The 11,961-nt window shown below is 68.9% G+C and carries 11 protein-coding genes and 1 tRNA gene; 10 read left to right on the top strand and 2 right to left on the bottom strand.

Features of this window, described 5'->3' with window-relative positions; translation table 11 throughout:
• The first annotated feature begins 3 nt into the window (after positions 1–3).
• Complete coding sequence (locus tag ACODT0_RS37805) at positions 4–585, top strand: NUDIX domain-containing protein (RefSeq protein WP_296737057.1); 582 nt, start codon at positions 4–6, stop codon at positions 583–585.
• 2 nt (positions 586–587) lie between these two features.
• Positions 588–815 carry a sulfurtransferase TusA family protein gene (locus ACODT0_RS37800; protein WP_057592910.1) on the top strand — a complete coding sequence of 76 codons (228 nt, stop codon included), beginning with the start codon at positions 588–590 and terminating at the stop codon, positions 813–815.
• Positions 816–892: 77 nt separating this feature from the next.
• Here the strand turns inward: ACODT0_RS37800 and galU are convergent, their stop codons facing one another.
• Positions 893–1,783: a UTP--glucose-1-phosphate uridylyltransferase GalU gene (galU, locus tag ACODT0_RS37795; protein ID WP_422096225.1), complete on the bottom strand. Its 891-nt coding sequence runs from the start codon at positions 1,781–1,783 to the stop codon at positions 893–895.
• Positions 1,784–1,929: 146 nt separating this feature from the next.
• Positions 1,930–4,839 carry a valine--tRNA ligase gene (locus ACODT0_RS37790; RefSeq protein WP_489043652.1) on the bottom strand — a complete coding sequence of 970 codons (2,910 nt, stop codon included), beginning with the start codon at positions 4,837–4,839 and terminating at the stop codon, positions 1,930–1,932.
• Positions 4,840–4,969: 130 nt separating this feature from the next.
• Between ACODT0_RS37790 and yaaA the strand changes: the two genes are divergently transcribed.
• The 8 genes from yaaA to ACODT0_RS37750 all read left to right on the top strand — a co-directional run bounded on the left by yaaA (position 4,970) and on the right by ACODT0_RS37750 (position 11,896).
• Positions 4,970–5,755, top strand: a complete 786-nt coding sequence (gene yaaA, locus ACODT0_RS37785; protein ID WP_422096227.1) for a peroxide stress protein YaaA — start codon at positions 4,970–4,972, stop codon at positions 5,753–5,755.
• Positions 5,756–5,795: 40 nt separating this feature from the next.
• Positions 5,796–6,641 carry a 2OG-Fe(II) oxygenase gene (locus ACODT0_RS37780; RefSeq protein WP_057592914.1) on the top strand — a complete coding sequence of 282 codons (846 nt, stop codon included), beginning with the start codon at positions 5,796–5,798 and terminating at the stop codon, positions 6,639–6,641.
• A gap of 22 nt (positions 6,642–6,663) precedes the next feature.
• Positions 6,664–7,560, top strand: coding sequence for an alpha/beta fold hydrolase (locus ACODT0_RS37775; protein ID WP_261215687.1), 897 nt, complete (start codon positions 6,664–6,666; stop codon positions 7,558–7,560).
• Positions 7,557–8,435 (top strand): NADPH-dependent 7-cyano-7-deazaguanine reductase QueF, encoded by an 879-nt coding sequence (queF, locus tag ACODT0_RS37770; protein WP_489043651.1) that lies wholly within the window; start codon positions 7,557–7,559, stop codon positions 8,433–8,435. Before ACODT0_RS37775 ends, queF begins: the two co-directional genes overlap by 4 nt.
• Positions 8,436–8,520: 85 nt before the next feature.
• Positions 8,521–8,596 (top strand) — tRNA-Gly (locus ACODT0_RS37765).
• Between the two features lie 145 nt (positions 8,597–8,741).
• Entirely contained in the window at positions 8,742–9,629 is an 888-nt protein-coding gene (locus tag ACODT0_RS37760; protein WP_057592917.1) for a LysR family transcriptional regulator, read from the top strand.
• Positions 9,630–9,730: 101 nt separating this feature from the next.
• Positions 9,731–10,885 (top strand): mandelate racemase/muconate lactonizing enzyme family protein, encoded by a 1,155-nt coding sequence (locus ACODT0_RS37755; RefSeq protein WP_261215690.1) that lies wholly within the window; start codon positions 9,731–9,733, stop codon positions 10,883–10,885.
• A 3-nt stretch (positions 10,886–10,888) separates the two neighbouring features.
• The gene (locus ACODT0_RS37750) at positions 10,889–11,896 is read left to right on the top strand and encodes a Bug family tripartite tricarboxylate transporter substrate binding protein (protein WP_489043650.1); all 1,008 of its coding nucleotides are present in this window, start codon (positions 10,889–10,891) and stop codon (positions 11,894–11,896) included.
• Positions 11,897–11,961: the final 65 nt, after the last annotated feature.

Here is an 11,961-nt window from a genome sequence, read left to right as displayed (position 1 = left end):
CCCATGCCCCATCCCAAGTTCTGCCAGGCCTGCGCCACGCCGCTCGAATGGATCGCGCTGATGGAAGACGGCGGTCCCAAGGAGCGCCTGCGCTGCCCCAACTGCGGCCACACGCACTGGAACAATCCGACGCCGGTGCTGGCCGCCATCGTCGAATACCGCGGCCAGGTGCTGCTGGCGCGCAACGCGGCCTGGCCCGGCAAGATGTTCGCGCTGATCACCGGCTTCATGGAGGCCGGCGAGACGCCCGAGGAAGGCATCGCGCGCGAGGTCAAGGAAGAGACCAACCTCGACGTGAGCGCGACGAAGATCGTCGGCGCCTACGACTTCCAGCGCATGAACCAGGTCATCATCGCCTACCACGTGGTGGCCGATGGCGAGGTCAGGCTCTCGCCCGAGCTGGTCGACTACCGCCTCTACGACCTGCCCGACCTCAAGTGCTGGCCCGCCGGCACGGGCTATGCGCTGGCCGACTGGCTGCGCACGCGCGGCCACGAGCCGGTGTTCTTCACCGCGGCCGAGAACGAGGAACGCCGCCGCGGCCTGAACCTGCCGCCCGAGCCGCCCGTCGGCAAGGGAGCCTGAGCATGGACGTCGACCGCGAAATCGACACCCGCGGGCTCAACTGCCCGCTGCCCATCCTCAAGGCCAAGAAGTCGCTCAACGACATGGCCAGCGGCCAGCTGCTGCGCGTGGTCTCGACCGACCCCGGCTCGGTGCGCGACTTCCAGGCCTTCGCGCGCCAGACCGGCAATGCGTTGATGGAACAGCAGACGGTCGGCACCGACTTCATCCATGTGCTGAAGCGGCGCTGAGGCCGCGCGCGACACGGCATCGAAAAGCAAAAAGGCCGGGAATCGCTGCCCGGCCTTTCGATTTGGAGCGACCCGGTTCAGAGCTTCAGGCTCTTGAGGTACTCGCGGAACTGCCCGCCCACTTCCGGATGCGCGAGCGCCAGCTCCACGCTGGCCTGCAGGAAGCCTTCCTTGCTGCCGCAGTCGTAGCGCACGCCCTTGTAGGAATAGGCGTAGACCGATTCCTTCTTCATCAGCGCGGCGATGCCGTCGGTGAGCTGGATCTCGCCGCCCGCGCCCTTGGGCTGCTCGCGGATCTCGGCGAACACGCCAGGCGTGAGGATGTAGCGGCCTGCCACGCCCAGGCGCGAGGGAGCGTCCTCGGGCTTCGGCTTCTCGACCATGCGGTTGACCTTGACCAGGCCGTCCTCGATGGCGTCGCCGGCCACGATGCCGTAGCGCTTCACGTGCTCGAGCGGCACTTCCTGCACCGCCAGCAGCGAGCTGCCGAGGCGCGCGAAAGCGGCGGTCATCTGGGCCAGCACCGGTTCGCCGCCCGTGGGGCCGACCATCAGGTCGTCGGCCAGCAGCACGGCGAAGGGCTCGTTGCCCACCAGGTGCTCGGCGCACAGCACCGCGTGGCCCAGGCCCAGCATGCGCGGCTGGCGCACGTAGGAGCAGGTCATGTCGTCGGGCATCACCGAGCGTGCGATGTTCAGCAGCGCATCCTTGCCGCTGGCCTCGAGCTGGCTCTCGAGTTCGTAGGCGGTGTCGTAGTGATCCTCGATCGCGCGCTTGTTGCGGCCGGTCACGAAGATCATGTCGCGGATGCCCGCGGCATAGGCTTCCTCGACGGCGTACTGGATCAGGGGCTTGTCGACCACCGGCAGCATTTCCTTGGGCTGGGCCTTGGTGGCCGGCAGGAAGCGGGTGCCGAAGCCTGCAACGGGAAATACGGCCTTGCGGATGCGCGTCGGGGAGGTGGACATGGGCAATTCGGTGTCGGTTCGTTCAGGAAGAAGGAAGGAGTGAGGGCCGCGGGGGCCGTCCGGAACTGCGGCGGCGGAACCGGTCCGCCGCCTGGCCGATTCTGCATCGGCCACCCATCCTACCGGCCTGCGGACAAGCCCGTATGTCAGCCGAGGCGCACAAGCTGGTCGCGCAGGCGCTCCAGCGTGGCCGTGAAGTCGGCCAGGCGCTTGCGCTCCTGCTCGATCACGGCCGGCGGCGCCTTGGCCACGAAGGCCTCGTTGCCGAGCTTGCCGTTGACCTTGGCGATCTCGCCCTCGATGCGGGCGATCTCCTTGCCGATGCGCACGCGTTCGGCCGCCTTGTCGATCTCCATGTGCAGGCACAGGCGGGCATTGCCGACCACGGCCACCGGCGCGGCCTCGGCGGCCGCGGCCCAGGCGGCCTCGTCGTCGAACACGCGCACTTCCTTGAGCTTGGCGAGCGCCTGCAGCACCGGCGCGGCCTCGCGCAGGAAGGCCGCGCCCTCGGCGTCGTCGGCCACGGCGTACAGCGGCAGCCGCATCGCGGGCGAGACGTTCATCTCGCCGCGCAGGGTGCGGCAGCCGTCCACCAGCGCCTTGAGCCGCGCCACGTGGGCCTCGGCGGCCTCGTCGATGCGCTCGGGCTGGCTGAGCGGATAGGCCGCCACCATCACCGATTCGCCCGTGCGGCCCGCCACCGGCGCGACCTTCTGCCACAGCTCTTCGGTGATGAACGGGATCACCGGATGCGCGAGGCGCAGCAGGGTTTCGAGCGTGCGGATCAGCGTGCGGCGCGTGGCACGCTTCTGGGCATCGTCGCCGGTCTGGATCTGCACCTTGGCGATCTCGAGGTACCAGTCGCAGAACTCGTCCCAGGCGAACTGGTAGATCGCGTTGGCGACGTTGTCGAGCCGGTACTCCTCGAAGCCCTTGGCGACCTCGGCCTCGACGCGCTGCAGCTGCGAGACGATCCAGTAGTCGGCGCGGCTGAACTTCAGGTAGCCGTGCGCCGGACCGCCGACCTTGCACTCTTCCTTCGTGTGCTCCTTGAGGCCGCAGTCCTGGCCCTCGCAGTTCATCAGCACGAAGCGGGTGGCGTTCCACAGCTTGTTGCAGAAGTTGCGGTAGCCCTCGCAGCGCTTGCTGTCGAAGTTGATGCTGCGGCCCAGCGAGGCCAGCGAAGCGAAGGTGAAGCGCAGCGCGTCGGCGCCGAAGGCCGGGATGCCCTCGGGGAATTCCTTCTGCGTGTTCTTGCGCACCGTGGGCGCGGTCTCGGGCTTGCGCAGGCCCTGGGTGCGCTTGTCGAGCAGCTCGGGCAGCTCGATGCCGTCGATCAGGTCGACCGGGTCGAGCACGTTGCCCTCGGACTTGCTCATCTTCTTGCCCTGCGCGTCGCGCACCAGGCCGTGGATGTAGACGTCCTTGAACGGCACGCGGCCGGTGAAGTGCTTGGTCATCATGATCATCCGGGCGACCCAGAAGAAGATGATGTCGTAGCCCGTGACCAGCACGCTCGAGGGCAGGTAGAGGTTGTAGTCGCTCGTGGGCTCGGTGCCCTGGTTCGGCCAGCCCAGCGTCGAGAACGGGAACAGGGCCGCGGAGAACCAGGTGTCGAGCACGTCCTCCTCGCGGCGCAGCGTCTTGCCGGGCGCCTTGGCCTGGGCTTCCTCCTCGCTGCGCGCGACGTAGACATTGCCCTCGTCGTCGTACCAGGCCGGGATCTGGTGGCCCCACCAGAGCTGGCGCGAGATGGTCCAGTCCTGGATGTTCTCCATCCAGTGGTTGTAGGTGTTGATCCAGTTCTCGGGCACGAAGCGCACCTCGCCCGAGCGCACCACGTCGATCGCCTTCTGCGCGATCGACTGGCCGTCGGCGCCGGGCTTGGTCATGGCCACGTACCACTGGTCGGTCAGCATCGGCTCGACGATGGCGCCGGTGCGCGCGCAGCGCGGCACCATCAGCTTGTGCTTCCTGGTCTCGACCAAGAGGCCCAGCGCGTCGAGGTCGGCCACCACGGCCTTGCGCGCCACGAAGCGGTCGAGGCCGCGGTATTTCTCGGGCGCGTTGTCGTTGACGGTCGCGTCGAGCGTGAGGATGCCGATGGTCTCGAGCTGGTGGCGCTGGCCCACCGCATAGTCGTTGTAGTCGTGCGCGGGCGTGACCTTCACCACGCCGGTGCCGAAGGCCTTGTCGACGTAGTCGTCGGCGATCACCGGGATCAGCCGGTCGACCAGCGGCAGGCGCACCTGCTTGCCGATCAGCGCCTTGTAGCGCTCGTCTTCCGGATGGACCATCACGGCCGTGTCGCCGAGCATGGTCTCGGGCCGGGTGGTGGCCACCGTGAGCGTGCCCGAACCGTCTTCCAGCGGGTAGGCGATGTGCCAGAGCCAGCCGTCCTCTTCCTCGCTCTCGACCTCGAGGTCGCTCACGGCGGTCTTGAGCGTCGGATCCCAGTTCACCAGGCGCTTGCCGCGGTAGATCAGGCCCTCTTCATAGAGCTTGACGAAGGTGTCCATCACCACGGGCGAAAGCTTCTCGTCCATGGTGAAGTATTCGCGGCTCCAGTCGACGGTGTCGCCCATGCGGCGCATCTGCTGGGTGATGGTGTTGCCGCTGCGTTCCTTCCACTCCCAGACCTTGGCGATGAAGTTCTTGCGTGCTTCCTGCGGCGTCGGGCCCATCTCGTGGCGGCTGATGTTCTGCGCCTGCAGCTGGCGCTCGACCACGATCTGGGTCGCGATGCCCGCGTGGTCGGTGCCCGGCAGCCACAGCGTGTTGTCGCCCTTCATGCGGTGGTAGCGCGTGAGGCTGTCCATGATCGTCTGGTTGAACGCATGGCCCATGTGCAGCGTGCCCGTCACGTTGGGCGGCGGCAGCTGGATCGAGAACGCGCCGGCGTCGGCCTTCGGCTTCCCGGTGCCGCGCCAGCCCGCGTGCGCGTAGCCGCGCTTTTCCCATTCGGGACCCCAGTGCGCCTCGAGGGCCGCGGGTTCGAACGATTTGGAAAGGCTCTCGAGGCCGGGTTGGGCGGTGGGTGTGGTGGGTTCGCTCATGGGGGCTTGGGGCAATGCGGCCATGGCGCCGGTACGCAGGTCGTACGGGCCGCGGGCCGCGCGGAGGCAGGGAAGGTCGGCGATTTTACCGGCGCCGCAAGGGGCGGGCGGGCCAACAGATAATTCCGCGATGCTGTTCCTGCTCTCTCCCGCCAAGTCGCTCGACTACGACACCCCGGTCCCCGCCGAAGTCCCCGCCACCCAACCCCATTTCGAGAGCCCGAAGGGCCCCTCGGTCGAACTGATCAAGCTGCTGCGCGAGAAGTCGCCGCAGCAGATCTCCGAGCTGATGCGCCTGTCGGACAAGCTCTCGGCCCTCAACGTGGCGCGCTATGCCGCCTGGCGTCCCAAGAGCACCGGGCAGAACGCCCGCCAGGCCGCCTTCGCCTTCGACGGCGACGTCTACGGCGGCTTCGACGCGCGCTCGTTCACGCCCGCGCAATTGGACTGGGCGCAGGACCACGTCTGCATCCTCAGCGGCCTGTACGGCGTGCTGCGCCCGCTCGACCGGCTGCAGCCCTACCGGCTCGAGATGGGCACCGCGCTGGCCAACCGGCACGGCAAGGACCTCTATGCCTTCTGGGGTGCGCGCATCGCCGAGCACCTCAACGAGCGGCTGGCGGCCGACCGCACGCCGGTGGTGATCAACGCCGCCTCGCAGGAGTACTTCCGCGCCGTCGATACCAAGGCGCTCAAGGCGCGTGTGGTCGAATGCGTGTTCGAGGAGTGGAAGGGCGACCGCTACAAGGTCATCAGCTTCTTCGCCAAGCGCGCGCGCGGCCTGCTGGCGCGCTGGGCCGTGCTGCACCGCGTGGCCACGCCCAAGGCGCTGGAAAAATTCGATCTCGAGGGTTATGGTTTCGACGCCCAGGTGTCCACGGCCGAACGGCTGGTCTTCAGGAGAAAACTCGTATGAATGATGTGAGGGAAGCAGGCGAGGCAACCGGAGCGCGCGCATGACGCAGGCCGTGAGTCCCGAACTGCGCGACTGGCTGGTGAGCCAGCTCGCGGCCGGCCATTCGGTGCCCGCGCTGCGCGCCTCGATGCGCGCAGCCGGCTGGCACGACGCCGCCACCGACATCGCGCTGGCCCAGCTCGAGGCCGGCTTTCCCGAATCCAGGGCCGCGTCGGCGCTGCCGCCGCGCACCTCGATGCCGGGCCCCGACCTCGAGGGCTCGCCGCTGTACATCGATGCCGGCGACCGCCGCGTGCAGGTGCTGCAGACCATGAAGCACCCGCGCGTGATCGTCTTCGGCAACCTGCTGTCGGCCGAGGAGTGCGAGGCGCTGATCGCGGCCGCGCGCGTGCGGCTCGCGCGCTCGCTTACGGTCGAGACCAAGACCGGCGGAGAGGTGCTCAACGTCGACCGCACCAGCGAAGGCATGTTCTTCGAGCGCGGCGAGAACGAGACCGTGCAGCGGCTCGAGCAGCGCCTGGCGCTGCTGCTGCGCTGGCCGCTGGAGTTCGGCGAGGGGCTGCAGATCCTGCGCTACGCGCCCGGCGCGCAGTACCGGCCGCACTACGACTATTTCGATCCCGGCGAGCCCGGCACGCCCACCATCCTCAAGCGCGGCGGCCAGCGCGTCGCCACGCTGGTGATGTACCTGCAGGAGCCCGAGAAGGGCGGCGCCACCACCTTCCCCGACGTCGGCCTCGAGGTCGCGCCGGTGCGCGGCACCGGCGTGTTCTTCAGCTACGACCATCCCGATCCCGCCACCCGCACGCTGCACGGCGGCGCGCCCGTGGTCGCGGGCGAGAAGTGGGTTGCCACCAAGTGGCTGCGCGAACGCGAGTTCCGCTAGCCCGCAACACAAGAAAGCCGCGATGAAGGTCCAGGCCAACGGATTGCAGATCGAAGTCGACGACACCGGCGGCGAGGGCCGGCCGGTGATCCTGCTGGTGATGGGCCTGGGCATGCAGCTCGTGGCCTGGCCGCGCGATTTCGTGCAGCCGCTGGTCGACGCCGGCTTTCGCGTGCTGCGCCACGACAACCGCGACATCGGCCTGAGCGAAGGCTTCGACCACAAGGGCGTGGGCAACATCGTCTGGGAGAGCATCCGGCTGCGCCTGGGCCTGCCGGTGCGCTCGGCCTACACGCTGCAGGACATGGCGGCCGATTCGCTGGGCGTGCTCGACGCGCTGGGCATCGCGCAGGCGCACGTGGTCGGCGCCTCGATGGGCGGCATGATCGCGCAGCGCATGGCCGCGACCGCGCCCACGCGCGTGCAGAGCCTCGTGAGCATCATGAGCTCGAGCGGCGCGCGCGGCCTGCCCGGTCCGCGCCGCGAAGTGGCCGCGATGCTGCTGCGGCGCCCGCTGGGCCGCGGCGAGGACGAGCTGATCGCGCACAGCATCCGCCTGCTGCGCCTGATCCAGAGCCCGGCCTATCCGCAGACCGACGAGGCGCTGGCCGAGCGCCTGCGCTTCGCCATGCGCCGTGCCTACCATCCGGCCGGCATGTTCCGCCAGATGCTCGCCATCGGCGCCGACACCGAGCGCCCCGAACTGCTGGGCCGCATCCAGTGCCCGACCCTGGTGCTGCACGGCGAGCCCGACGCGCTGGTGCCGATCGCCTGCGGCCAGGACACGGCGCGCCGCATCCCCGGCGCGCAGTTCGTGCCCATTCCCGGCATGGGCCACGACCTCCCGCCCGAGGTCTGCGCCATCCTTGCCAGACACATCGTCCCGTTCCTGAACGCGACGCCATCCCGCCATCCATGAGCCGCGACGCCTCCCACACCCCCAACCCCAACACGCCCGAGCAGTCCCAGCTCGGCCGCGCCTCGGCCTACGCCGACCGCTACGACCCCACGCTGCTGTTCCCGATCGCGCGCGCCACCCAGCGCGAGGCCATGGGCATCGCGGCCGGCGCCCTGCCCTTCTTCGGCGCCGACCTCTGGACCGCCTTCGAACTGAGCTGGCTCAACCCGCGCGGCAAGCCGCAGCTCGCGATCGCGCACTTCACCGTGCCCTGCGAGACGCCCAACATCATCGAGAGCAAGAGCTTCAAGCTCTACCTCAACAGCTTCAACAACACCGCCTTCGCCGACGCCGAGGCCGTGCGCGAACGCCTGCGCACCGACCTGGCCGAGGCGCTGTGGCGCGGCAGCGACCGCGCGGCGGGCATCGGCGTGAAGCTGGTCGCGCCCGAGCTGTTCGACCGCGAGCCGGTGCACGAGCTCGACGGCCTGGATCTCGACCGGCTCGACATCGAGTGCACGCACTACCAGCCCGCGCCCGAGCTGCTCTCGAGCGACGCCACGCAGGTGCCGGTCACCGAGACGCTGACCAGCCGGCTGCTCAAGAGCAACTGCCTGGTCACGGGCCAGCCCGACTGGGGCAGCGTGCAGATCCGCTACAGCGGCCCGCCGATCGACCAGGCCGGGCTGCTCGCCTACATCGTGAGCTTTCGCAACCACAACGAATTCCACGAGCCCTGCGCCGAGCGCATGTTCACCGACATCTGGAAGCACTGCCACCCTACCAAGCTCGCGGTGTACGCGCGCTACACGCGGCGCGGAGGGCTCGACATCAACCCGTTTCGCACCAGCTGGCCGCAGGCGCTGCCGGCCAACGTGCGCACGGCGCGCCAGTAGGCGGATCGGTGTCGTCGAAGTTTTTTTGAAGATTTTTTGCTCGAACTCGAAAATGGCGTTTTTGGGGCATATAATCTGAGGCTTCGCGGGAATAGCTCAGTTGGTAGAGCGCAACCTTGCCAAGGTTGAGGTCGAGAGTTCGAGACTCTTTTCCCGCTCCAAATTTTTTGCTTCTTCGAAGGGCCCGCAAGACCCGCCGCAGAACGCAAGCGAAGACGAAAGAAAAGGCCGCTGACCCCAGCGGCCTTTTTCTTTTTCCGCGGCCGTTCGCGAGGGGCGGCCCGGCCCGTGTGGCATCCTGCCCGCATGACCCCCGACACCCGCTCGCTGCGCCTGTTCGTGGCCGTGGCCGACCACGGCAGCATCAGCGAGGGCGCCAAGCGCTGCCACCTCGCGCTCGCGGCCGCGAGCAAGCGCATCTCCGACCTCGAGGCGCGCGCGCGGCTGCCGCTCCTGGTGCGCCATGCGCGCGGCGTCACGCTCACGTCCGCCGGCCATGGCCTGTTGCTGCATGCGCGCGCCGTGCTCTCGGCCATGGACCGGCTCGGCGCCGAGCTCGACGACTTCCAGAACGGCGTGGCGGGCGTGGTGAGCATCACGGCCAATGCCTCGACCATCGCGCAGTTCCTGCCGGCGCAGATCGGCTCCTTCCTGCGGCTGCATCCGGTGCTCAAGATCGACCTGCAGGAGCGCGCGAGCACCGAGGTGGTGAAGGCGGTGCAGGCCGGCCTGGCCGACATCGGCGTGATCGAGGGCAACACGCCGGCCGATCCGCTCGAATGCCTGCCCTACCGCAGCGACGAACTGGCCGTGGTGGTGGCGCGCGACCATCCGCTGGGCCGGCGCAAGCGCATCGGCGCGGACGAGGTGCTGCGCCACGAGCACATCGTGGTGCGCGAAGGCACGGCGCTGCACCGCGTGCTGCTGAGCGCCGCGCTCGAGGCGCAGGTGCCGCTCAAGGTGCGGATGCAGGTCGGCAGCTTCGACATGGTGTGCCGCATGGTGGAGCAGGGCGCGGGCATCGGCGTGCTGCCCTATGCGGCCATCCTGCCGCAGCTGCAGATCCTCAAGCTGCGCTGCCTCAAGCTCGATGCCCCCTGGGCCGTGCGCCGCCACCTGCTGTGCGTGCGCCGGCAGCAGGACCTGACGGTGGCCGCGCGCTCGGTGCTGGAACACCTGAGCCGGCCCGACTGAAGCACGAGGCTTCGCGCCGCGCGAAGCCTCGCTCCCGCCAAAAACGAATTGTTCTCCACCGGGGCGCGCGCAAAGATGCGCGCACAACGAAGGAGACAATTTTGAAGATCGTTCGCGTCAGCGCCACGCCGCTGAACATTCCCGTCGCCATCGACGTGCTGGGGCTCGACAAGAAGACCTCGCTGTCGCTGTGCCTGACCGAGATCGAGACCGACACGGGCCTCGTCGGCCACGGCATGACCGCCATCACCGAGGAGGAGATCGTCGCCGCCGCGGTGCGCGAGGTGGCGGGCCCGGCGCTGATCGGCGAGGACCCGATGGCCACCGAGCGCCTGTGGGACAAGCTCTACTGGCTGCTGTCGCCGCGCGGCCAGACCGGCTACGCGAGCCATGCCATCGCCGCGCTCGACATCGCGCTGTGGGACCTGAAGGCGAGGGCGCTGGGCCAGCCGCTGTGGCGCCTGCTCGGCGGCGCGCGCGCCAGGGTGCCGGTGTATGCGACCTTCGGCTTCGGTTTCTTCGAGCGCGACCAGCTCGCGGCCGCCGCCAAGCTGTGGGTGGAGCAGGGCTTTCGCCGGCTGAAGATGACCGTCGGCGGCCATGCGCTCGCGCGCCGCGACGAGCCGCGGCCGATCGACGAGGTGATCGCCGAGGACGTGCGCCGCGTCGCCGCGGTGCGCGAGGCGGTCGGCCCCGAGGTGAAGCTCTATGTGGACGCCAACTGCGGCCTCGACCTGTTCCATGCGAGCGAGCTCGCGCGCCGCATCGAGCCCTACGGCATCAGCTTCTTCGAGGAGCCGCTGACGCAGAACGACGTGCGCCAGATGGCCCAGCTGCGCGCGCGCACCAGCATCCCGCTGGCCTGCGGCCAGAACGAGGGCCTGGCCTTCCGTTTCCGCGACCTGCTGGTGAACCAGGCGGCCGATGTGCTGCAGCCCAACGTGACGATCTCGGGTGGCTACTCGCAGTGCCTGAAGATCGCGGGCATGGCGCAGGCCTTCAACGTGCCGATCGACAACGGCGGCGCCTGGCCCTTCCACAACATGCACCTGCATGCGGGGGTGTCGAATGGTGGGCTGGTCGAGTACCACTACGTGGCGGTGAAGATGCTGCAGCAGATCTTCGACGGCCTGCCCGTGCCCGATCAGGGCTGGCTCACGCTGCCCGAGACGCCGGGCCTGGGCTTCGCGCCCAACGCCGAGCGCGTGCGCGAACTCGCGAAGCTGCCGACCTCGCGCGGCAAGGGCAAGGCCTGAACGATGAAGACGACAACACCCACGATCTTTCGCTCGCGTCGTCTCGCACTGCGCGCCGCAACGGCCCTCGGCCTTGCGGGCCTGCTCGCGACGCCCATGGCCTGGGCCCAGAAGTACCCCGACAAGCCGATCCGCCTCATCGTCGGCTATTCGGCCGGCGGCGGCGTCGATGCCGTGGCGCGCCTGCTGAGCGCGCGCCTGCCCGCGGTGCTGGGCCAGCAGGTGCTGGTGGAGAACCGCACCGGCGCCACCGGTCTCATCGCGGCCGACTTCGTCGCCAAGGCGCCGCCCGATGGCTACACGCTGATGATGGGCGACAGCGCCTTGCTGATCGCCAAGCTGCTGCAGCCGAAGATCGCGATCGATCCGCTCACCAGCTTCAAGCCGGTGGCCGGTGCCTTCGTCTCGCCGCTGATGATCGTCACGGGCAACGACTTCCCCGCGAAGACGCCGGGAGAATTCGTCGCCCAGCTCAAGGCGAACCCGGGCCGCTTCTCGTTCGCGACCTCGGGCGTGGGCACGGTGCAGCACCTGGGTTTCGAGATGCTCAAGCAGTCCACCGGCAGTTTCGTGGTGCATGTGCCGTACCGCGGCGCCGCGCAGATCGTGCCCGACGTGATCGGCGGCCAGGTGCCGATCGGCGTGGTCAGCGCGACAGCCGCGATGGCGCAGTCCAAGGCCGGCAAGCTGCGCGCGGTGGCGTTGATGAACAGCGCGAAGCTCGAAGGGGCCGAGAACATCGCGCCGCTGGCCGATGCGTTGCCGGGGTTCGATGTGGCGCCGCGCATCTTCGTGCTCGCACCTGCTGGAACGCCCAACGAGATCGTCGACCGGTTCTCAGCCGCCGTGAAGACCGTGCTCGATGCGCCCGATGCTGGGACTGCCGCGGCGGCGCAAGGCACCCTGCGGGCGTATGCCACGCCGGCGCAACTCGGCAAGGACATGGCCGAGGAGACGGTGCGGTGGAAACGCATCATCACGGAGCAGCGGATCGTGGCGGATGGGGGGTGATTTCTTGTCCGGGGCGGGCTCACGCCGACGGGGTACTCCCCTCCGCGAATGTCCCCCGCCTTCGG

It is taken from the genome of Variovorax sp. FG153 (assembly GCF_057809595.1).
The sequence above is the reverse complement of the archived record's forward strand: the minus strand, read 5'-3'. Positions and strand labels throughout refer to the sequence as shown.